This is a genomic window from Streptococcus mitis (genome assembly GCF_002096895.1).
GTDB classification, from domain to species: Bacteria; Bacillota; Bacilli; order Lactobacillales; family Streptococcaceae; genus Streptococcus; species Streptococcus mitis_AH.
Genome location: NZ_NCVI01000018.1, coordinates 148,700 through 171,052, shown reverse-complemented (window position 1 = coordinate 171,052; position 22,353 = coordinate 148,700). Strand labels below are relative to the sequence as shown.

19 protein-coding genes are annotated in these 22,353 nt (G+C 38.3%); 3 read left to right on the top strand and 16 right to left on the bottom strand.

The annotated features are described in order from the left end of the window. Positions 1 to 2: 2 nt before the first annotated feature. Complete coding sequence (locus B7697_RS03685) at positions 3 to 989, top strand: L-lactate dehydrogenase (RefSeq protein WP_084950404.1); 987 nt, start codon at positions 3 to 5, stop codon at positions 987 to 989. A 680-nt stretch (positions 990 to 1,669) separates the two neighbouring features. Here B7697_RS03685 and B7697_RS03680 read toward each other — a convergent pair. After that, complete coding sequence (locus B7697_RS03680; RefSeq protein WP_192851467.1) at positions 1,670 to 2,905, bottom strand: tetratricopeptide repeat protein; 1,236 nt, start codon at positions 2,903 to 2,905, stop codon at positions 1,670 to 1,672. Then, positions 2,895 to 4,061 (bottom strand): AI-2E family transporter, encoded by a 1,167-nt coding sequence (locus tag B7697_RS03675; RefSeq protein WP_049511091.1) that lies wholly within the window; start codon positions 4,059 to 4,061, stop codon positions 2,895 to 2,897. Before B7697_RS03675 ends, B7697_RS03680 begins: the two co-directional genes overlap by 11 nt. 153 nt (positions 4,062 to 4,214) lie before the next feature. Between B7697_RS03675 and B7697_RS03670 the strand changes: the two genes are divergently transcribed. Beyond that, positions 4,215 to 5,228: a lactonase family protein gene (locus B7697_RS03670; protein WP_084950403.1), complete on the top strand. Its 1,014-nt coding sequence runs from the start codon at positions 4,215 to 4,217 to the stop codon at positions 5,226 to 5,228. 282 nt (positions 5,229 to 5,510) lie between these two features. Here the strand turns inward: B7697_RS03670 and tuf are convergent, their stop codons facing one another. Together tuf and B7697_RS03660 are read right to left on the bottom strand one after the other, a co-directional pair. Continuing rightward, complete coding sequence (gene tuf, locus B7697_RS03665; RefSeq protein ID WP_001040726.1) at positions 5,511 to 6,707, bottom strand: elongation factor Tu; 1,197 nt, start codon at positions 6,705 to 6,707, stop codon at positions 5,511 to 5,513. A 206-nt stretch (positions 6,708 to 6,913) separates the two neighbouring features. Then, the gene (locus B7697_RS03660) at positions 6,914 to 8,023 is read right to left on the bottom strand and encodes an AI-2E family transporter (RefSeq protein WP_023947789.1); all 1,110 of its coding nucleotides are present in this window, start codon (positions 8,021 to 8,023) and stop codon (positions 6,914 to 6,916) included. A 102-nt stretch (positions 8,024 to 8,125) separates the two neighbouring features. Here B7697_RS03660 and pbp3 point away from each other — a divergent pair, with 102 nt between their 5' ends. Then, positions 8,126 to 9,367, top strand: a complete 1,242-nt coding sequence (gene pbp3 / locus B7697_RS03655; RefSeq protein WP_084950401.1) for a D-alanyl-D-alanine carboxypeptidase PBP3 — start codon at positions 8,126 to 8,128, stop codon at positions 9,365 to 9,367. A 190-nt stretch (positions 9,368 to 9,557) separates the two neighbouring features. Here the strand turns inward: pbp3 and sdbB are convergent, their stop codons facing one another. The 12 genes from sdbB to B7697_RS03595 all read right to left on the bottom strand — a co-directional run bounded on the left by sdbB (position 9,558) and on the right by B7697_RS03595 (position 22,071). After that, on the bottom strand, positions 9,558 to 10,124 hold the full coding sequence (gene sdbB, locus B7697_RS03650) for a thiol-disulfide oxidoreductase-associated lipoprotein SdbB (protein WP_084950400.1): 567 nt from the start codon (positions 10,122 to 10,124) through the stop codon (positions 9,558 to 9,560). Between the two features lie 11 nt (positions 10,125 to 10,135). Further along, positions 10,136 to 10,843 (bottom strand): thiol-disulfide oxidoreductase-associated membrane protein CcdA2, encoded by a 708-nt coding sequence (gene ccdA2, locus B7697_RS03645; protein WP_084950398.1) that lies wholly within the window; start codon positions 10,841 to 10,843, stop codon positions 10,136 to 10,138. Between the two features lie 196 nt (positions 10,844 to 11,039). Beyond that, entirely contained in the window at positions 11,040 to 11,459 is a 420-nt protein-coding gene (locus B7697_RS03640; protein WP_000068037.1) for a F0F1 ATP synthase subunit epsilon, read from the bottom strand. A 10-nt stretch (positions 11,460 to 11,469) separates the two neighbouring features. Beyond that, entirely contained in the window at positions 11,470 to 12,876 is a 1,407-nt protein-coding gene (gene atpD / locus B7697_RS03635; protein WP_000094357.1) for a F0F1 ATP synthase subunit beta, read from the bottom strand. 85 nt (positions 12,877 to 12,961) lie between these two features. Beyond that, on the bottom strand, positions 12,962 to 13,840 hold the full coding sequence (locus B7697_RS03630) for a F0F1 ATP synthase subunit gamma (protein WP_000301224.1): 879 nt from the start codon (positions 13,838 to 13,840) through the stop codon (positions 12,962 to 12,964). Positions 13,841 to 13,855: 15 nt separating this feature from the next. Continuing rightward, the gene (atpA, locus tag B7697_RS03625; RefSeq protein ID WP_000996629.1) at positions 13,856 to 15,361 is read right to left on the bottom strand and encodes a F0F1 ATP synthase subunit alpha; all 1,506 of its coding nucleotides are present in this window, start codon (positions 15,359 to 15,361) and stop codon (positions 13,856 to 13,858) included. Positions 15,362 to 15,375: 14 nt separating this feature from the next. Further along, positions 15,376 to 15,912 (bottom strand): F0F1 ATP synthase subunit delta, encoded by a 537-nt coding sequence (locus tag B7697_RS03620; protein ID WP_004256581.1) that lies wholly within the window; start codon positions 15,910 to 15,912, stop codon positions 15,376 to 15,378. Next, on the bottom strand, positions 15,912 to 16,406 hold the full coding sequence (gene atpF / locus B7697_RS03615) for a F0F1 ATP synthase subunit B (RefSeq protein ID WP_001103468.1): 495 nt from the start codon (positions 16,404 to 16,406) through the stop codon (positions 15,912 to 15,914). The genes B7697_RS03620 and atpF overlap by 1 nt, the downstream gene beginning before the upstream one ends. Positions 16,407 to 16,419: 13 nt before the next feature. After that, a complete protein-coding gene (atpB, locus tag B7697_RS03610) occupies positions 16,420 to 17,130 on the bottom strand; it encodes a F0F1 ATP synthase subunit A (protein WP_000392870.1) in 711 nt (236 codons plus the stop codon). Positions 17,131 to 17,163: 33 nt separating this feature from the next. Beyond that, on the bottom strand, positions 17,164 to 17,364 hold the full coding sequence (locus B7697_RS03605) for a F0F1 ATP synthase subunit C (protein WP_001054558.1): 201 nt from the start codon (positions 17,362 to 17,364) through the stop codon (positions 17,164 to 17,166). Positions 17,365 to 17,678: 314 nt separating this feature from the next. After that, on the bottom strand, positions 17,679 to 18,965 hold the full coding sequence (locus B7697_RS03600; protein WP_000169065.1) for a peptidase U32 family protein: 1,287 nt from the start codon (positions 18,963 to 18,965) through the stop codon (positions 17,679 to 17,681). A 187-nt stretch (positions 18,966 to 19,152) separates the two neighbouring features. Beyond that, positions 19,153 to 22,071, bottom strand: a complete 2,919-nt coding sequence (locus tag B7697_RS03595) for a G5 domain-containing protein (RefSeq protein WP_275655548.1) — start codon at positions 22,069 to 22,071, stop codon at positions 19,153 to 19,155. Positions 22,072 to 22,353 lie beyond the last annotated feature (282 nt).

Below are 22,353 nucleotides of genomic sequence, written 5' to 3'. Positions count from 1 at the left end.
TAATGACTTCAACTAAACAACACAAAAAAGTTATCCTTGTCGGTGATGGTGCTGTAGGTTCTTCTTACGCTTTTGCACTTGTTAACCAAGGAATTGCACAAGAGCTTGGAATTATCGAAATTCCACAATTGCATGAAAAAGCTGTTGGTGACGCGCTTGACCTTAGTCACGCCCTTGCCTTCACTTCACCTAAAAAAATCTATGCAGCTCAATACTCTGACTGTGCAGACGCTGACCTTGTTGTAATCACTGCAGGTGCGCCTCAAAAACCAGGTGAAACTCGTCTTGACCTTGTAGGTAAAAACCTTGCTATCAACAAATCAATCGTAACTCAAGTTGTTGAATCAGGTTTCAAAGGTATCTTCCTTGTTGCTGCTAACCCAGTTGACGTCTTGACTTACTCAACTTGGAAATTCTCTGGATTCCCTAAAGAACGCGTTATCGGTTCAGGTACTTCACTTGACTCAGCTCGTTTCCGTCAAGCACTTGCTGAAAAATTGGATGTTGATGCTCGTTCAGTGCACGCCTACATCATGGGTGAACACGGTGACTCTGAGTTCGCTGTTTGGTCACATGCTAACATCGCTGGTGTAAACCTTGAAGAATTCCTTAAAGACACTCAAAATGTTCAAGAAGCTGAATTGATTGAATTGTTCGAAGGTGTTCGTGATGCAGCTTACACAATCATCAACAAAAAAGGTGCAACATACTACGGTATCGCAGTAGCCCTTGCTCGTATTACTAAAGCAATCCTTGACGATGAAAACGCAGTACTTCCACTTTCAGTATTCCAAGAAGGTCAATACGGAATTAAAAACGTCTTTATCGGTCAACCAGCTGTTGTAGGTGCACATGGTATTGTTCGTCCAGTAAATATCCCATTGAACGACGCAGAAACTCAAAAAATGCAAGCATCTGCAAATGAATTACAAGCTATTATTGACGAAGCATGGAAAAACCCAGAATTCCAAGAAGCTTCTAAAAACTAATTGTAACTAGGTTCTCATTAAATGAGAACTCCATACCGAAGACAAACATTATTCTAGTGTTTGTCTTTTTATTTCTCCAGACCTCCTATCCTTAAAAAATTTGAAACCTCTACAAAATACTTTTCAATGCAAAAAAATTTCCCGCCCTGTTTTCCGTGGTTTTTCCGATCTAAGTCAATCTTAACTTCCACATAAACTTAGCTTGATTATCAAAACTTTGTGAGTATATTTGCGGTTATTGGATACGATTCAGTCATAGATGAAGGAAAATTAATAACTTGTCCAATCTGACTAAGAAAATGTTCTTGCGGAACGAGTTCATCTAGCGTGTAAAAGACAACCTGATTGCGGTTATTGTCTGGATTTTCTTTATGAAACAGAGGAAACATCTCACAACTTTTCTGACATCTATTATACGACTTTAGAAAAAATGCCCTTAGAAACTTTTAATCTAAGGGCTTTGTTTTCAGTCTGAGTTTCTTATAAAATGAGAACTTTTCTTTTTATTGTTATAAAATCTAAGATTGTACTTTTAAAAATATTACTTATCTCACTTCTTATGTATTGTATTGTAAATTCGAATACAAACACAACAACTCAAATATACTCTCACCATACAATAGATAAAATAACCTGTAGATGATACTATGAAAAATGATAAGATATAGCTTTAAAACATTTTATTCCTGCAATCTCTCATACAATTCTTGCATTTGTACATCATCTGGAACCAGTTTTAAGTAAGCTTGCGCATTGACTTTTGCTTCTTCAAAATAACCCAATTCACGCAAGAGATAGATATAGTGTTCCAGAAACTCTGGATTGTCCTTTAAATCTCCTGCCAACTCTTGATAATGCTCGTAGGCAGTATCCAAATCGTCCATTTCTTGATAGGAACGAGCAATCATCCACTTGGTCAAAAGATTCTCTAGCTCATCATTTTGCAAGTCTAGAATGTCCTCATAACGTTCCTGTTCTAGATAAATAGTGGCTAGGCGGAGTAAGATTTCTTCCGTATCCTCAGCGTCTTCTTTTGCAGTAAGGAGGTAGTTTTCTGCACCACTGACATCATGCAATTCATAAGAGAATTGTGAAGCAGCCAGCAAGAGGCGAGTTTCAAAGGGATTTTTCTCTAAGCCTTGCTTAGTGATACGCAGGGCTTCTTGAACTTGATGTTCCTTATGTAAGGCCTGACTGTAACCATACTCATATCCTTCAAAATCAGGTGAAATGGTATCAAGTTGCTTAAAGTAGAGGACAGCTTTTTGGTATTCTTCTCTATCAAAGTAAAGACTGGCCAACTCAAAAGCTGTTAGGTCATCGTATTCTAACTCCAGGGCTTTTTCTAAAAACTCTGTAGCTGTTTCAAATTTCCCTAACTGGGCATAGGCAAAGCCAATCCGTTGATAGGTAGAAATGCCTGTTTGCTCATAAATAGTACGATTATCTAACTGGGCATAACCTTGAATAGCTTCTTGGTAATTTTCCAACTCACTATCCAACTCTGCTAATCCCAATATCAAGAGAGGATCTTCTGAGTAAGTCAAGGCCTCCAATAATTTCTCACGCGCCACATCTATCAAACCTTCCAGCTGGTAGAGGTCTGCTTTAAGTGCCAAAGCTGAAACATACCAGTCACTGTCTGCTTGGATTTCTTCAAGATAAGCAAAGGCTTCTTCGATTTGACCATCCTCGCTAGCAATTGCTGCTAGATTAAGATGAACCTCTGGAAAATCCTCTACGATTTTCAGGTAAATTTCCTTTGCCTGAGGATAAAAACCAATCCCTTCAAGATAAGTAGCTAACTCATACAGAAGGTCACTTGGATCATTTTCTAAAGCTTTGACGAAATAGTGCTCAGCCTTGGTTAAATCTTGCTCTTCCAAGGCCTGTAACATCTGTTGACTATTGTTCACTCTTGATTTCCTCTCCCTCTAGTTCATATAGGCCACTGACTACCTTATACCATTCAAAAATCGCTGAAATGACAACTTTAGCAGAGGCATAAACTGGAATACCGAGCAAGACTCCCCAGATACCAAACATGGATCCTGAAGTTAACAAGACAAAAAGAACATTAATAGGATGGATGTTTAATTGACTTCCCAAAATCAATGGAGAGACAAAACGGCCTTCAATAGTTTGTTCTACGATAAAGACAATCACTACTTTTAAAAGCATGACTGGCCCAGCAATCAAGCCCAATACTAGGGCAGGAAGCATGGCTAAGAAGCTACCCAAATAAGGAACCAGATTTAAAATACCAGCAGTAACCCCCAACGTAACTGCATAGCGTAAACCAATAATCTTGAAGAAGATGATAAACATTACTGCTACAATAATAGCCACTGTTACTTGTCCTCTAACATAGTTGGACAACTGTTGATTCACATCTGACAAAACCTGTCCCACAGGTTCCTTCAATTTCGTTGGCATGAATTGGGTTAAATAGTTACGCAAGCCTTTCCCATCACGCAAAAGGTAAAAGAGCATGAAAGGAACGATAATCAAGGCAACAATCACTTGAGATGCCCCGCTAATAAATGCACTCACCCAGTTGACAGCCTGAGATGAAACCTTACTTGCCCAAACTGTAGCCTGACTAGAGAAGTTTGTTAAAACTTGCTCTAATTGAGGTCTGAAATCATCTGGTAAACGCTTGGTGACCAAATCATTAACAACTCTGTCTGCATCTTCGAGGTAGACTGGAACATTCCTTGCAAAACTTAAAACTTGACGTTGCAGATTTGGAATGGCGACTGCCAAGCCCCAAATGATAAAGAGAGCGATGATGACAAAGACAATACTGATTGCGATGACACGATTAATCTTATGCTTCTCCATCCAATCAACGATAGGATTTAATAAATAATATAGTAAACCAGATAGAATGACTGGTAACATAACAACTGCCAAAAAGTCCAAAACAGGTGAAAATAGAAAACTAATCTTACTCAAAATAAACAGATTGAGTCCCAATAACAAGGTTACTAAAAATACCGTGATGGCCTTGTTATCCAAAAACCACTTGAAAAACCAAGATAGGCTAAAATGTTTCTCTTTTTGCTCCATAAATACTTCCTTTCTATTGTTCTCTCATTATACCATTTTTAAATCAAAATAACTCTTTTTTAAAGTGCTTACATTCCATTGAATTGCACCGCATAGCATATTATAAATTCATTTTGTGATATAATAGACTTATCTTTATAAAGAGGTATAGTCATGAAAGAAACTGTTTATTTTGGAACTTATACACGTCGTACTTCCCAAGGGATTTACAAGGCGGACTTTGATACAGAAACTGGTCAGCTTTCAAATCTAGAACTTTTTGCAGCTGAGCCAAGTCCGACCTACCTTGCCTTTGACCAACACCAACATTTATACACTGTTGGTAGTCAAGACGATAAGGGGGGGATTGCAGCCTATCAAACTGATGGAACCTTATTAAATCATGTCGTGGAAGAAGGAGCTCCCCACTGTTATGTTGCCGTTGATGAAAAGCGTGATTTGGTGTACGCAGCAAACTACCACAAGGGACAGGTCCTTGTTTATAAACGTCAGGAAGATGGTCGTCTTCTACTTAGTGATGTGGATCAACACAGTGGCCAAGGTCCACATGAAAATCAAGCTTCTCCACATGTTCACTATACAGATTTAACACCTGACCACTATCTAGTGACTTGCGACTTGGGAACTGACCAAGTCATCACTTATGATCTTGATCAAGAAGGAAAATTATCTAAACTCTATACCTATCACAGCCAGCCAGGAGCAGGCTCACGCCATATTATTTTCCATAACCATTATAAAATTGCTTATCTCATTTGTGAACTTAATAGCACTATCGAGGTTCTAATCTACGATGGTGTTGGCGAATTTGAACGCATGCAAGTCATTTCAACTCTACCAGACGGTTATGAAGGCTTTAATGGTACTGCTGCTATTCGTCTCTCTAAAGACGGTAAATACCTCTACGCTTCTAACCGTGGTCATGATTCTATCGCAGTATATACAATCCTTGCGGACGGTAGTTTAGAGTTGTTAGAAATCGTTCCGACTCATGGTCAGACTCCACGTGATTTTGATTTGACACCGGATCAAGAATTTATCATTGCTATCCATCAAGACTCTGACAATGCAAGCATTTTTAAACGCAATCCTGAAACTGGTCGTCTTGCAGAACTTTCTAATGACTTCCATGTCCCAGAAGCGGTCTGCATCAGATTTGCTAATTAACATAATTATAACTGACCAACTAACGGAGCTACACACCAAAGACAAACATCATTTTAGTGTTTGTCTTTTTTATATCAACAAATTACTCCCCCAAAAAAAGATGGAACCTTTCTCAAAACAATTTTTCCATGAAAAGTAAAAATATTTCACAGCCATCATTTATTTGTCTCACACCTAACGGAGCTAGACGGACTAATAGTGACATAATAAAAAAGAACCTTGCAAAGCAAGATTCTTTTAGTGTCTGACTTAAATAATTGTTCTTCTGGGAACTAAATCGAATTAAGCTTCGATTTCTGTAACCATACCTGAACCAACAGTACGTCCACCCTCACGGATAGAGAATGTAGTACCTTGTTCTACGGCGATTGGGTGGATCAACTCAACGTCGATTGTCACGTTATCACCAGGCATTACCATTTCAGTACCTGCTGGAAGTTCGATTGAACCTGTAACGTCAGTAGTACGGAAGTAGAATTGTGGACGGTAGTTGTTGAAGAATGGAGTGTGACGTCCACCTTCTTCTTTAGTAAGGATGTAGACTTCACCTTTGAATTTAGTGTGTGGGTTGATTGAACCTGGTTTAGCGATAACTTGTCCACGTTCGATTTCATCACGTTGAACACCACGAAGAAGGACACCTACGTTATCTCCGGCAAGACCTTCATCAAGTTGTTTACGGAACATTTCAACACCAGTAACGACTGCTTTTTGAGTTTCTTCTTTGATACCAACGATTTCGATTTCGTCGTTGACTTTAACGATACCACGGTCGATACGTCCTGAAGCAACTGTACCACGTCCAGTGATTGAGAATACGTCTTCGACTGGAAGAAGCAATGGTTTGTCAGTGTCACGTTCTGGTTCTGGGATGTACTCATCAACTGTGTTCATCAATTCCATAACGATGTCTTCGTATTTAGTGTCACCTTCAAGGGCTTTAAGAGCTGAACCTTGGATAACTGGAAGATCGTCACCTGGGAAGTCGTATTCTGACAATAGGTCACGGATTTCCATTTCAACCAATTCAAGCAATTCTTCGTCGTCAACCAAGTCAACTTTGTTCATGAAGACGATAAGGTGTTTAACACCAACCTGACGTGAAAGAAGGATGTGCTCACGAGTTTGTGGCATTGGTCCGTCAGTTGAAGCTACTACAAGGATAGCTCCGTCCATTTGAGCGGCACCAGTGATCATGTTTTTAACGTAGTCCGCGTGTCCTGGAGCGTCGATGTGAGCGTAGTGACGTTTTTCAGTTTCGTACTCAACGTGCGCAGTGTTGATTGTGATACCGCGTTCGCGTTCTTCTGGAGCAGCATCGATAGACGCATAGTCTTTAGGTTGGTTAACTGATGAAGGCAAGCGACGTGCCAAAACAGTTGTGATAGCTGCAGTTAGGGTAGTTTTACCGTGGTCAACGTGTCCGATAGTACCAATGTTAACGTGTGGTTTACTACGATCGTATTTTTCTTTTGCCATTTGAGTAAAAGCCTCCAATAAAATATATTTTATAGATAGACAGTAGGCAATACAGTCTAACTTTCCTTACTATTTTATCAAATTTCAGCTAAATTGCAAGTGTTTTACAAAGTTTTTGTGAATTATTCTTAATCTACTAATCTAAACGGTATTTCTACTCCCATCACTTCTTTAATGAAAAAGAAAAATCAGGAATTTCCTGATTTTTACTTAGCTAATTCTCTTTCTCGTTCTTTCATTATTTTATGATTTTCATACAAACGTGATAAAAACTTAGAAATTTCTTTTAAGATAGAATAGGTTGGTACTGCGACAATCATGCCAATGACACCATAGATATTACTTGATAACAAAAGTAATACTAAAATCGTAATTGGATGAACCTTCATCACTCCACCAACGATTCGAGGGTAAAGGATGTTCCCATCTACTTGTTGAATAATCAACATATAAACAACTGCAATCAGCATTCTATGAGGATCAGTAAAGACATTGGCGATAATCATCGGAATCAAACCAATACTTGGTCCAACATAAGGAATGAGATTGGCCAATCCTGAAAAGATGGCAAAGACCAAAGCGTATTTCAAACCAATCACGCTATATCCGATAAAGGCCAAACAACCAATAATAATCGCATCAATAGCAACTCCACTAATATATCGAGCAATTGTAGTATTCAAATTTTTTAAAAGACCTGTAATATGCAACTTATCTCGCTTTAAAACAGTACGCTCAAGCATCGGCAAGAATTTGTGGCCATCTAACAAAAAATAAATTAAAAATACAGGTGTCATGATAATAATCAAAACAGTACTAAAGAGCGCAGATAAGACACTTCCAACACTATTCGTTACACTATTTAGGATATTCTGTAGAATATCTACATAAGAGAGATTTAACTGTTGAATAGTCGCTTGAATATCTAAATTTTGAAAGGCTGGATAAGTGGATAAATCGATAATCAAATCTTGCAGACGACTGTAGATTGTCTGACTTGTAGCAATCAAACTTGTCAGCTGATTAATCAAAATCGGTAAGAGATAGACGACCCCAATAACTAGCCCACAAACCAAGGCGCACAAGGTTAGTAGAATACCAATGATACGGTTAATTTTGAAATACTTTTGTAAAAAATTTACAATAGGATTGGTCAAATAATATAAAAAACCACCTAAAAGAAAGGGAATCATTATAGTGTTTGCGACACTTACAAAAGGCGTTATAATCCCACCCATCTGTCTCCATAAATAAAAGATGATGGTTAATAGTAAAATCTCACTGGTCCAAAAAAATAATTTATTCTTACGAAACATGAAGTACCTCCATTCATCTATTTTACCACACTTTCAAAAAAGCTTCTTTCTTATATCATGAAACTGGGAATATTTTTTTCTTTATGATAGAATAAACTTACTATGAAAAAAATAATTTTAACTCTCCTAAGCCTTTCCGTTATTGGGGCAGCATCTACTGTTGATGCTCAAGATTTTAATATTGCTGCTAAACATGCAATTGCCGTTGAGGCGAATACTGGTAAAATTCTCTATGAGAAAGATGCAACCCAGCCAGTTGAAATTGCTTCAATCACAAAGTTAATTACTGTTTATCTTGTCTATGAAGCCTTGGAAAATGGCAGTATTACACTATCAACTCCGGTAGATATTTCTGATTACCCTTACAAATTAACGACAAATTCTGAAGCAAGTAATGTTCCTATGGAAGCTCGTAATTATACCGTCGAACAACTACTTGAAGCAACCCTAGTATCTAGTGCTAACAGTGCGGCTATTGCCCTAGCTGAGAAAATTGCTGGCTCAGAAAAAGATTTTGTCGATATGATGCGGGCAAAACTCTTGGAATGGGGAATTCAGGATGCCACTGTTGTCAATACGACGGGTCTTAACAATGAGACTCTAGGGGATAATATTTACCCAGGATCTAAAAAAGATGAGGAAAATAAGCTCAGTGCTTATGATGTCGCTATCGTTGCTCGTAACCTCATCAAAAAATACCCACAAGTTTTAGAAATCACGAAAAAACCTTCTTCTACTTTTGCTGGAATGACAATCACTTCTACCAACTACATGTTAGAGGGTATGCCTGCTTATCGCGGTGGTTTTGATGGCCTTAAGACAGGAACAACAGACAAAGCTGGAGAATCTTTTGTTGGTACTACTGTTGAAAAAGGAATGAGGGTTATCACAGTTGTTTTGAATGCAGATCATCAAGACAATAATCCTTACGCTCGCTTCACTGCTACATCTTCACTAATGGATTATATCTCTTCTACATTCACACTTCGCAAAATCGTTCAAAAAGGCGATGCCTACCAAGATAGCAAAGCACCTGTACAAGATGGAAAAGAAAATATGGTCACTGCCGTTGCTAAAGATGATATCTCTCTAATTGAACGTGTTGGGGGACAATCGTCCCAAACTATTCAATTCACACCTGATTCTAAGGCAATACCAGCACCACTTGAAGCCGGAACTGTGGTTGGACATTTGACTTATGAAGACAATGATTTGATTGGTCAAGGTTATATCACTACAGAACGTCCTAATTTTGAAATGGTAGCAGAAAAGAAAGTTGAAAAAGCCTTCTTCTTAAAAGTTTGGTGGAATCAGTTTATCCGCTTCATCAACGAGAAGCTATGATATAATAAACTTCTTAAAGCTAAAAAATAAATATTATGTTTAAAGAAAAAGAAGGGGAATCTGTATAATACAGAAATCCCTTCTTTTTTTAAACTTAATTTATTGATAGCAAAAATCCCCTAAATCTTAGATTAACACTATCTAAAATCTAGGGGCTTGATTATATAAATACTATTTTAAAATCTTGATTCTAGTTCATTTCTTTAAAGGCTGCTTCTGCATCCGCGTTGCTGATAACACCAAATTGAATCTTTCCAATCTTTCCTTGGCTATCAATTAGGTATTCTGTAGGAATGCTTCGAATTTGATAAGCTTGGAAGGTTGTAGCCTTTGTATCATAAAGAACTGGTATATCCTTATAACCTTGATCTTGGAACCATTGTGGGAATTGCTCGACTGTTTTTTCACCTTGAATTCCTGGTGCAATGACACTAAGAATTTCGAAATCGCGATCTGGTTTTGCAGCCAATTCCATCAACTCGGGCATACTTTTCTTACATGGACCACACCATGAAGCCCAAAACTTCAAATAGACTTTTTTCCCCTTATAATCAGATAACTTGACTTCTTTGCCATCCATTGATTGCAAGGTAAAGTCTGGAGCATCTTTTCCAACAGCAATTTGTTGTACAGGCGTTTGTTGCTGTTGTTTTGGGGCTTGTTCTGGTGCTTGAGTCTTTTTAGTCTCTTCCTCACCACAGGCTATCAATACGACTAATGACAAGAGGCTTAAGCCAGCAAACATTACTTTTTTCATCTTTTTCTCCTTTATTCAAAAATTCCAGCTAGAACATTTACTTGTCCTAATAGTAACAAAATTCCCATTAAAATAATGAGGAAACCACCAATTTTCTTCAGTAGCATCATATGACGCTTGAGTTTACTAAAATAAGGCATCACTACGCCTGAAGCTAGAGCCAAGACCAAGAAAGGAATAGCCATTCCCAGAGTGTAAATAAGAGTATAGATAGCTCCTTGCCAAGCGCCATTGCCTCCAGAAGCCGCAAGTGCTAAGACAGAACTTAAAACTGGACCAATACAAGGCGTCCAACCAAAGCTAAAAGTAATACCGAGTAAAAAGGCTGACCAATAACGATTGGCTTCTGATTGCTTGAAGGTAAAGCTTTTTTGAACCTCTAATTTCTTAAAATGAAAAATTTCCATCTGGTGTAGGCCTAAAATGACGATAATTGTTCCCATGGTATAGCGAAACCAATTTGCATAGAGGATATTACCAAAGTAACCAGCACCAAATCCTAAGATAAAGAAAATGAGAGAGATACCTGCAATAAAGCAAAGTGTTCGAATCAAACCTGACCAGGCAACTTTTTTCCCAAATAATGAAAAACTTTTTGCACTATCCTGATCATCCAATAAAATCCCAGTATAGACAGGTAACAGAGGGAAAATGCAAGGGGAAAAGAAGGACAAGATCCCTGCTAAAAAAACAGAGATTGAAAATACTATCGTTTCCAATAAAGAACCAACTTTCTTAATAATTCTAATTCTATTTTACTATAATCAATTTTATTTGTATGATTTCTGCTACGCAAATTGAACTATGCTATCTTTTAATTATCATTTATATCACTAGACGATTCTAATTTTGCATCAGTTTTGCCCCTTAAGAAAACATAAAAAATGAACTTGGTAACTCAAGTTCATTTTTTTCTTATAGTCTATTTCCGACATTAATACGGTTAATGGCACGTTGCAGTGCAATCTTCGCACGACGCTCTTGGTCAATCAAGTGTTTGTCTTGTGCTTCTTCAATTTCACGCTCTGCTCGAAGTTTGGCACGTTCTGCACGACTAACGTCGATATCACGAGCACGTTCTGCAGAGTCAGCAACAATTGTGATAACGCCATTAGCAACTTCGATAACGCCTCCGTTCACTGCAATCCAGTTCACGTGATTTTCATCATCTACACGTTTAACCTTAACCTCATCAACTGCTAAAACTGCAATCATATTTTCATGTCGTGGCAAGATTCCCATCTCACCATCCAGAGTTCGAACTGATACAAAGCTGGCATGGTGATCATAGACGAGACCATCTGGTGTCACGATCTGGACAGTTAACTGAGCCATAGATCACCTCTTAAAATCCCATTTTTTCAGCTTTTGCAATCACATCTTCGATAGAACCTACACCACGGAAGGCATCTTCTGGCAAGTGGTCATGTTTACCATCAAGGATTTCCTTAAAGCCACGTACAGTTTCAGCAACTGGAACATAAGAACCTGGCTGGCCAGTAAACTGTTCCGCAACGTTGAAGTTTTGTGACAAGAAGAACTGGATACGACGGGCACGAGCAACCAAGGTCTTTTCTTCATCAGAAAGCTCATCCATACCAAGGATGGCAATGATATCTTGCAACTCATGGTAACGTTGAAGAACACGTTTTACTTCAGCAGCAACTGCGTAGTGCTCTTCTCCAACGATTTCAGGTGCCAAGGCACGTGAGCTTGAAGCAAGTGGATCCACGGCTGGGTAGATACCCAATTGTACCAACTTACGTTCCAAGTTTGTTGTAGAATCCAAGTGAGCGAAGGCTGTTGCTGGCGCTGGGTCAGTATAGTCATCCGCTGGCACATAGATAGCCTGAATAGAGGTTACAGAACCCTTCTTGGTTGATGTGATACGCTCTTGCAATTGCCCCATTTCCGTAGCAAGTGTTGGTTGGTAACCAACGGCTGATGGCATACGACCCAAAAGGGCAGATACTTCTGAACCAGCCTGAGTGAAACGGAAGATATTATCGATAAAGAGAAGCACGTCTTGGCCTTCTACATCACGGAAGTATTCAGCAATTGTCAAACCAGTAAGGGCAACACGCATACGTGCTCCTGGTGGCTCATTCATCTGACCAAATACCATGGCTGTTTTCTCGATAACACCTGATTCTTTCATTTCCCAGTAAAGGTCGTTCCCTTCACGAGTACGTTCCCCAACACCGGTAAATACTGAAATACCACCGTGTTCTTGGGCAATGTTGTGAATCAATTCTTGGATTAAGACGGTTTTACCAACTCCGGCACCACCGAAAAGTCCAACCTTACCACCTTTAAGGTAAGGGGCAAGAAGGTCGATAACCTTAATCCCTGTTTCAAGGATTTCAGAAGAGGTAGACAATTCATCAAAAGTTGGAGCTTTTTTATGAATTGGCTGACGCTCTGCATCTTCTGTAAAAGGAGCTTCCAAGTCAATGGTATCTCCCAAAACATTGAAGACACGTCCCAAAGTTTCTTTACCTACTGGTACAGAGATTGGACGACCTGTGTCCAATACTTCCATTCCACGAGTCAAACCATCTGTTGATTCCATGGCGATAGTACGTACCATACCATCTCCCAACTCCAAGGCTACTTCAAGGACGATTTTTGTTTTTCTTTCGTCATTTTTGTAGACGACAAGTGCATTGTTAATCTCAGGAAGTTTTTCCCCTGCTGCAAACAAGACGTCTACAACGGGACCGATAACCTGAGCAATTTTACCTGAACTCATCTCCTTCTCCTATTCTATATAAGATACTGTCGGTTCCTAGCTTACCTAGGTCCTAAGTTCATTTTCATACGAGCTAGACTAGTGGCTATTCTAAGGCACTAGCTCCTGCTACGATTTCTGTAATTTCTTGTGTAATCGCCGCCTGTCTGGCACGGTTATACTGGATTGTCAAATCATTAATGACTTTCTTAGCATTATCTGTCGCTGTTTGCATGGCTGTCATACCCGCAGCATTTTCAGCTGTCTTAGCGTCGATAATAGCACCGTAAATCATACTTTCTGCAAACTGAGGCAACAACTGCTCCAAAATTTCTTCTCGGCTAGTTTCCAATTCAAAGGTCAAGCTGTAACTGTCATCTGCTTCATTTGGATCCAAGTCAACAATCGGAAGCATTTGTTCCACACGCATTTGACTAGTTAGCGTATTGACATGATGGTTATAGCAGACATAGAGTTCATCAAAAAGTTCATTTTGGTACATTTCAACAGTTTTTGAAATAATCTTACGAACTTCATCAAAGCTTGGTTGATCTGCCAAGCCACGTAGTTCATAAAGTGGTTGAATACCACGAGCTTTAAAGAAATCAGCTCCCATTCCACCGATACAGATCATTTCAAAACCTTTACCATCTGGATGGTATTCTTCTTTCAGCTCCATAACGGCTTTCAAAATAGAAGAATTATAACCTCCAACCAAACCTCGGTCTGATGTAATGACGATATAGCCTGTCTTCTTAACTGGACGGCTAATCAACATCGGATTGGTTGAACTACCAGCTCCATTCCCATGAAGAATATCCGTCAAAAGTTTACGAACTTTCTGAGCATAAACTTGGAAATTGCGAGCAGCTTCTTCAGAACGACCTAGCTTAGCAGCTGATACCATCTGCATGGCATTAGTGATTTGACTCGTATTTTTTGTTGAGGCGATTTTTGTTTTAATATCATTTAGAGATACTGCCATCTGACACCTCTATTCTTATTGGAAGCTGGTTTGATTGAGAAACTCTGTAATCGCAGCATCCAAGACTGCTTCTTCTGGCAAGTCTTTTGTATCACGAATGGTTTCTAAAATCTCTGGATGTTGAGCGTCAAAGAAGGCATGGAACTCTTCCTCGAAACGAACAATATCATCTACTGGAACAGTATCCAAGAAACCATGTGTCAAAGCATAGAGAATGGTTACTTGTTTCTCAACAGGTAATGGTTTGTGAACAGGTTGTTTCAAGACTTCAACTGTACGACGTCCACGGTTCAACTTAGCCTGTGTTGCCGCATCCAAGTCAGAACCAAACTTAGTGAAGGCTTCCAACTCACGGTATGAAGCAAGGTCGATACGAAGTGTACCAGCAACCTTTTTCATGGCTTTGATTTGTGCAGAACCACCTACACGAGATACAGATGAACCTGCATCGATGGCTGGACGAATACCCGCATTGAAGAGACCATCACCAAGGAAGATTTGTCCATCAGTGATTGAAATCACGTTGGTTGCAATATAGGCAGAGATATCTCCTGCTTGTGTCTCGATAAACGGTAGGGCTGTAATCGATCCACCACCAAGTTCATCAGAAACTTTAGCTGAGCGCTCAAGCAGACGGCTGTGAAGGTAGAAAACATCCCCTGGGAAAGCTTCACGACCTGGAGGACGACGAAGCAAGAGAGACAGTTCACGATAAGCTACCGCTTGTTTTGAAAGATCATCATAAACGATCAAAACATGTTTCCCTTGGTACATAAATTCTTCCGCCATGGCAACCCCAGCATAAGGAGCTAGGAAAAGCAATGGAGATGGTTGTGAAGCAGAGGCAGTCACAACGATTGTGTAGTCCAAGGCACCGTACTGACGTAGTGTTTCTACTTGCGTACGAACTGTTGATTCTTTTTGTCCAATCGCAACATAGATACAGATCATATCTTGACCTTTTTGGTTCAAGATTGTATCAATTGCAATGGTTGTTTTCCCTGTCTGACGGTCACCGATAATCAACTCACGTTGACCACGACCAATCGGTACAAGGGCGTCGATAGCTTTCAAACCAGTTTGCAATGGTTCTGATACAGACTTACGTTGCATAACACCAGGAGCTGGCGCTTCTACTGGACGAGTTTTATCAGTGTGGATTTCTCCAAGACCATCAACTGGACGACCAAGCGGATCCACAACACGTCCAATCAGACTTTCACCTACTGGGACTTCCATGATTTTCCCTGTACGGCGGATTGTATCGCCTTCACGGATATCTGTAAAGTCACCTAGGATGATAATACCAACATCTGTTGACTCCAAGTTTTGAGCCATACCATAAGAGCCGTTTTCAAAAATCAACAACTCTCCACTCATGGCATTTTCAAGTCCGTGAGCACGCGCGATACCGTCCCCGATATAGGTTACAACACCTGTTTCAGTCACATCAAAATTGGGTTTGAAATTTTCAATTTGTTGCTTAATTAAAGCGCTGATTTCTTGTGCGTTAATTGCCAAAAGAACACCACTTTCTATTTCAAATTTTCTTTAACAACTTTAAGTTGTTGTTTAATACTCACATCAATTGTCTTGTGATTGGCAAAAATGACAAAACCACCAATAAGACTTTCATCGATTTGTTCTTTTACACTCCTTACTTTAAGAGACATTTTTTTCTCAATCAAAGGGAGCAAGCGACTCTTCTGTTCATCAGTTAAAGGATGAGCTGACGTAATCGTCACTTCAAATCGATTTGTTTCTTTTTCAAGTCGGTTCAAGCAATCTACAAGAATATCATAAAAAAGATTTGCTCTGTGATTGTAGATAAGAACCTGGATAAAGTTTTGCAATAAAGGTGACACAGAGTCTTGGAAGAAAGCAATTGTTTTTTCCTTATCAGACTCGTCTACTGCCACTTTTTTTAAAAAAGAAGGTAAACCTGTTTCTTCAGCAACTTGCTTGATTTGAGCTAAGTCTGAAAAGATACGGTCTTCTTCTCCTTTTTCTAAAACCAATTGGACAAAAGGCATGCTGTATTTTTCAATTACCTTTACTGTTTTCTTGTCCATTAAGCTTCTCCTAACTGATCGATATACTGATCAATGAGTTCTTTATGGGCATGACCGTCAAGGTTTTGTGAGATGATTTTACCAGCCAGGCTGATTGTCAAATCTGCTACCTCACCCTTAACGCTTTGTAAAGCTTCAGCTTTATTTTGAGCAATTTCTTGGTTCGCTTTTTCTTTCAAGCGTCCTGCTTCTAGCTTAGCATCTGCTAAAATACTAGCTTTGCTTTTCTCAGCTGTTTCTTTCGCATTCTCAATGATTGTCTTAGCTTCTTTACGGCTACCAGCCAATTCATCTTCGCGTTTCTGAGCCAATACTTCTGCTTTTTGACGTGCTTGTTCAGCTCCGTCAATATCTGCTGCAATTTTTTCTGCTCTTTGTTCGAAAATGCTAGTCAAATTTGACCAAGCGTATTTCTTAACCAAGACTAGCAAGAGAATAAAGGAACCAGCGATTAGTATAAAATCACCAAGTAATTCACCTACTGTTACATTCATAAACTACTCCTTTCTATTCTTCATCATTAATTTTATTTCCTAGGTACATTGAAGATAACAATGTAAATACATATGCTTGTACACAAGAAATAAAAACAGAAAATGCAGTCCAGATTAGATTTGTTCCAAAAGCAATAGGATACCAATAGAAGGCCTGATGAGAAAGTAGGACTAACATACTTGCCATCACTTCCCCTGCAAAGATATTACCAAAGACCCGCAATGCAAGTGAAAGGAGATTGGTAACTTCTTCCAAAAGATTCATTGGTGTCATAAAACCTGGTGTTACAAATGCTTTTAAATACTTTTTGATTCCACGACGACGAATTCCTTCTACGTGTGTCATTAAGATAATTGTAAAAGACAAGACCAAGTCAAATGACAAATTTGCTGTTGGTGAGGTCCAAAGATTTACACCATCTGTAGTCTGAATTCTAGCCATTAAGCCAATATTATTTGCAATGGCCATAAATAGGAATAAACAGAAATAAAAGAGAGAATAATCCTTTATCATTGGACCAAGGTTTGATTTTGTAAATCCAACAACAAAATCAAATAAATACTCTAATACATTTTGTTTTCCTGTGGGTCTCAAAGTCATATTTCGAGTTGCCCAATAAATAAAGCCAAAAATAAGTGCTACAGTCAACAAAGTCAAAACTACTATGGTTAAATTAAAGGTAACAGGACCAATATTGATGGTTGGATTAATACTTTCTTCCATCTAAAATCCTCCCTTTTTCAATTTATACTTCTTTTATTTGATGATAAATGAAAAGACAAGAGTAACGAAGAAAGTACCTTCAATAAAGGCAACCCCTAGGATCATCAAACTACGTAGTTCTGAGATGATATCTGGTTGGCGAGCAACTGATTTCAACAAACCGTTCATCAACAAACCTTCACCAAGAGATACACCCATACAGGCAAGACATAGACCGAAAAATGTTAAATTCATGACGAATTCTCCTTTTAATTAAAATTTACTTACTTAGTTTAGTCCTAAAAATTGGATTTGTCAACTTTTTACTAACATTGAAAGCGTTTAATGAAAATTATTTACAATTTTACTATTTTTAAGTCTATTATATAGAAAATTTTGGAAAAAACTTGTAATAAATCCGTCTATTATCTAGGTCTTTCTGAAAAATAATGAAAAAATCCGAGATGACATCTCGGATGGAAATTAATATATTTTTTTAACCTAATGTTCTTTTAGTAAATAGGATTAAAGGGAAAGCAACTAGAAAGCTTTCGTCCCCTACATATTTATTAAGCACGAACTGTGACGCTGGTTCCATCTTCCTTATAAAGATTGATGAGACCTTCTTTGAGAGCTCGAACCATATCTCCAGCTTGAACAGGTTGTGGAACCTTGATAGTCAATAGTTCCATTGGATTTGGAGCGCGATCGATCTTATTTCCTTTAGCATCATGCAAATCTTCGATATAAGTCTCAAAATGACGGAAACCTGGGCCATAAAACTCAACTTGGTCCCCTTCGTTAATGACGTTCCGTTGGCGAATGGTTGCTGTTTGTGTCGCATCATCGTAAGAAACCACTTCAGCGACAAACTTATACTCAGGAATTTTACGACGAGCACCAAACAACTGCTCATTTTCAGATGGTGTACCATAGTAGAAACCTGTTGCTAATTCACGTTGGGCAACCTTCCACATTTCATCAATCAAGTCCTGCTTGATAGCTTCAAACTTCTCTGGACTTTCTAGATAAGCATCAACAGCTGCCTTGTAGCAGTTTGTTACTGTTGATACGTAGTGAATAGACTTCATACGTCCTTCAATCTTGAGACTGTCCACACCGTTTTCAATCATATCTGGGATATGGTCAATCATGGACATATCAACGGCTGACATTGAAAATTCTTCAGGAATTTCACCTTTAAGACTCTTACGTTCCTTCCCAAATGGCATATCGTAAAGGTCGTACTTCCAACGACAAGACTGAGAGCAACCACCACGGTTAGCATCACGCATACTCATGTGGTTTGAAAGAGTACAACGACCAGAGTAAGAAATACACATGGCTCCATGAACAAAGGCTTCAATCTCAACATCTGTACGTTTGCGAATTTCTGCCAATTCTTCCATTGAAACCTCACGCGCCAAAACGACACGAGTTAAACCTAGTTCTTTCCAGAACTCAAGTGTTTCATAGTTAGTCGCACTTGCTTGGGTAGAGAGGTGTATTTCAAGACCAGGCGCTTCAGTCGCTGCAATCATAATCAAGGCTGGGTCAGACACGATAACTGCCGCGATTCCGATATCACGTAGTTTACGGAACCACTCACCAGCACCAGCCTCATTTCCTTCGTGCATAACCATATTGGCAGCCACATAAACCTTAGCACCATACTTGGCCGCAAACTGGACACCTTCTTCCATCTGTTCGAAAGTAAAGTTTCCGGCACGGCTACGAAGGCCATAGGCCTGACCACCGATAAAGACAGCATCTGCTCCATATTGAACAGCTACCTTTAGCTTCTCTAAAGTCCCTGCAGGTGATAAAACCTCTGGACGTTTTAATGTTTTTGTCATGTTTTCTCCTATTTGCAATATAAAAGTTTGACGTTTTTCCTTCTCATTTTATAGTAAATAAGCGATAAAATCAACCCTAGACAGATTGTTTTGACAATTCTAATCTTTTAGATTATTAAAGCAAAAAGATTGTCAAAGAGAAAAAGCCCACAGATGTGAGCCCTTTTCTAATATAGGTTAGAAAAAACTATTTCTCCACTTCTTTTTTCTTGTGTGCAAGAAATCCAAATCCACTCAAAACTCCTAGAAGTCCTAAGACTACAAGATTAGCATGATCTTCTGTACCTGTATTAGGCAATTCCTCTCTCTTACTTGCTACAGAAGTCGGAATTTGTGAAGTTTCTTTTGTCGATTGTTCAGTTGGTGTCTTTGATTTTGGTACTTCTACCTTTGGTGTCTCAACCTTTGGCGTTTCAACCTTTGGTGTTTCAACTTTTGGTGTTTCAACTTTTGGCGTTTCAACCTTTGGTGACTCAACCTTTGGTGACTCAACCTTTGGTGTTTCAACTTTTGGTGTTTCAACTTTTGGCGTTTCAACCTTTGGTGTTTCAACCTTTGGCGTTTCAACCTTTGGTGTTTCAACTTTTGGCGTTTCAACCTTTGGTGCCTCAACCTTTGGTTTCGTACCTACTGTGATAACTTCTTCTACTGCTTCTTCAGTAATCGTGGTTGGTTCATTCGGTGTTACTGCTCCTGTATTAGGATCCAAGGTATAAGTTGTCGTAGTAGTTGTCTTACCAGATTTACCAGGTCTTGTTACTTCACGATAATCTTTATCTTTTGTACTATCTTCTACATAACGTGTTGTATATGGAGTAGTTGTTTCTACAACTGTTGGTTTCGTACCTACTGTGATAACTTCTTCTACTGCTTCTTCAGTAATCGTGGTTGGTTCATTCGGTGTTACTGCTCCTGTATTAGGATCCAAGGTATAAGTTGTCGTAGTAGTTGTTTTACCAGCTTTACCAGGTCTTGTTACTTCACGATAATCTTTATCTTTTGTATTATCTTCTACATAACGTGTTGTATATGGAGTAGTTGTTTCTACAACTGTTGGTTTCGTACCTACTATAATAACTTCTTCTACTGCTTCTTCAGTAATCGTGGTTGGTTCGTTCGATGTTACTGCACCTGTATTAGGATTTAAGGTATAAGTTGTTGTAGTAGTTGTTTTACCAGCTTTACCAGTTCTTGTTACTTCTCGATAGTCTTTATCTTTTGTATTATCTTCTACATAACGTGTTGTATATGGAGTAGTTGTTTCTACAACTGTTGGTTTAGTACCTACTTTAACCACTTTTGGTACCATAGGAGTTTCTTTTTCAGTCGGCTTACCGTCAGCTACAATACCATCAAGTTCATTCACAATTTTAGGTGTTGTAGTTACAATTTTACCTTCGCTACCGTTCGATTCAACAATTTCCGTACCATAGTCGATTGTTTTGTCTTCTACATAAGTTGTTGTAATTGGAATTTTTGTTTCTGTTTCTACAGGTGGTAAGTTATTCTCATACTTCTGTTTATACACATAGGTAATGACAGTTTCACCTTTCACAATCTCTGTAATATCTTGTTTGTCTTGTTCTTTAAAGGTATAACGCTTGTTCTCAAAGTCCAAATCGGTCGGATGAGTTAAAGATACCTCAGAACCTACTTCTTTAAGTTCAGATTTAACACTAGGTGCAATTTCAACACCTTGTTCGTTTACAAACTTCTGAGTCACTAAACCTTTGTTTTGAACTTCTGTATAAGTAACAGTATGGAAAGTGCGAGACACACCGTTGATTGCTTTTTCTGTATCTGTCAATTCAACTCTTTGGAGATTTGATGCATAAACAATGCGAGGTGTAAACTGATTACGTTTATTAGGAACTACTTTACTAGCAATGTACTCTTTTTGAGAAATTGTATTTTCTCCAAGTAAAGATGTTTCTTGTCTATAAGTGTAATCAGCACCAACTGAACGTAATTCAAACTCGGATAATTTAGATTTTGGAATATCAGAAGACGTTATAACCCCTTTCCCCTTAAAACCTTGGACATCTAAGAATTTCGCATATAAATCTTTAATTGGAATAATATTTCCTTGCTTATCCTTATAAGTATAAGTTCGAGTGTAACCAATGAAATCAGTATGATTTTCAGCACGTCGAGTTAAGTTTTTAATAATTACATGAGTCTCAACAGGTTTACTGCTAAATGTAGCGTAAAGTTTGGTTTTTTCAGGTAGTGTATACTCAAATTTAGCAGTTGTCTCAATACTACCGATACCGTAAATACTAGATAAAACACTATCTGAACGAGGTGTGATGGTGTAACTATACACAGTGTTTGGAGTTAGTTCCACTATACGAGCAGGATACCCGATATTCACACGATTTGTTGCATATTTATCTGTAATTCCAATTCGAGCAGGTACCTTAATAAATGTTTCTGTAACTTCCTCAGTAGTTGGTTTCGATACTGCATTATACAAACCTTGAGAATCAGTTAACTCCAATTCATTCGCTTTCAAGTAATGAAGTTCCCCATTACTTGATGTAATTGGACTAACTGAAGCTTCTTTCGAGACATCTTCATCAATATCTCGACTATTTACCTGAGAAACTAATCTAGCTTTTACTTTGATATAATTAGCATTAATAAAAGTATTTTTAAACTCATCAATCTTAACTCTATCCGCTTTCACTTGTTCTTGTTCAGCTTTTGCAGACTCTAAATCACGAATTTGAGCATCTACTTTTTCTTCAGCAGTTGCGCGTAAATGTGTAACCTCAGAAGAACTATTTGCAACACCTACATTTTCAGTGGGTGTTTCTGTAACCTTAACCCCTAAAGCTTTTACTTCTTCAACTTTAGCTTTTAACTCGGTTTCTTTTACCGTATGTGTTGTACTCGTTTCATACTCACTTTGAACCACAGTTTCGCTAGGAGGAGTCTGTGCTGCATTAGGAGGTGTACTTGAATTTGGTTGTTCGTCAGCGCTTACAATCCCATTTAAAAATAAACTCCCTAAAGCAGTCGTTAGGATAATACCACTTAACAAACCTAACTTAGTTTTACGGAGATAGCCATGACCTTTTTCTTGTTTTACTGCTTTATGCAATAGAAACACCAACTTTCATTTATTTGTATTGTTAATATTATTACATAATTAACTAAAAAAGTAAAGGTATCAACTCAAGAATTAAATACAATAAATTTATAAAAACTTCCTAACTACTGTACTAGAATTTTCTAAAATTCAAAAAACAATATCAGAACGGATTGATACTGATACAAAACAAAAAAACAAAATGACTCTTTATACATCTATGGTAGGATTCAAGACAGATTATTTATTTCTTAATCGATATATAAAAGGAATCCTGATTAAACTGTCTTTAAA

Coding starts and splice junctions, on each gene's coding strand:
- atpF (WP_001103468.1), bottom strand. CDS start 16,406: ATGAATGTAACAGTAGGTGAATTACTTGGTGATTTTATACTAATCGCT.
- B7697_RS03670 (WP_084950403.1), top strand. CDS start 4,215: ATGAAAGAAACTGTTTATTTTGGAACTTATACACGTCGTACTTCCCAA.
- sdbB (WP_084950400.1), bottom strand. CDS start 10,124: ATGAAAAAAGTAATGTTTGCTGGCTTAAGCCTCTTGTCATTAGTCGTA.
- B7697_RS03605 (WP_001054558.1), bottom strand. CDS start 17,364: ATGAATTTAACATTTTTCGGTCTATGTCTTGCCTGTATGGGTGTATCT.
- B7697_RS03660 (WP_023947789.1), bottom strand. CDS start 8,023: ATGTTTCGTAAGAATAAATTATTTTTTTGGACCAGTGAGATTTTACTA.
- B7697_RS03685 (WP_084950404.1), top strand. CDS start 3: ATGACTTCAACTAAACAACACAAAAAAGTTATCCTTGTCGGTGATGGT.
- atpD (WP_000094357.1), bottom strand. CDS start 12,876: ATGAGTTCAGGTAAAATTGCTCAGGTTATCGGTCCCGTTGTAGACGTC.
- tuf (WP_001040726.1), bottom strand. CDS start 6,707: ATGGCAAAAGAAAAATACGATCGTAGTAAACCACACGTTAACATTGGT.
- B7697_RS03620 (WP_004256581.1), bottom strand. CDS start 15,912: ATGGACAAGAAAACAGTAAAGGTAATTGAAAAATACAGCATGCCTTTT.
- B7697_RS03675 (WP_049511091.1), bottom strand. CDS start 4,061: ATGGAGCAAAAAGAGAAACATTTTAGCCTATCTTGGTTTTTCAAGTGG.
- B7697_RS03630 (WP_000301224.1), bottom strand. CDS start 13,840: ATGGCAGTATCTCTAAATGATATTAAAACAAAAATCGCCTCAACAAAA.
- B7697_RS03600 (WP_000169065.1), bottom strand. CDS start 18,965: ATGACAAAAACATTAAAACGTCCAGAGGTTTTATCACCTGCAGGGACT.
- atpB (WP_000392870.1), bottom strand. CDS start 17,130: ATGGAAGAAAGTATTAATCCAACCATCAATATTGGTCCTGTTACCTTT.
- pbp3 (WP_084950401.1), top strand. CDS start 8,126: ATGAAAAAAATAATTTTAACTCTCCTAAGCCTTTCCGTTATTGGGGCA.
- B7697_RS03640 (WP_000068037.1), bottom strand. CDS start 11,459: ATGGCTCAGTTAACTGTCCAGATCGTGACACCAGATGGTCTCGTCTAT.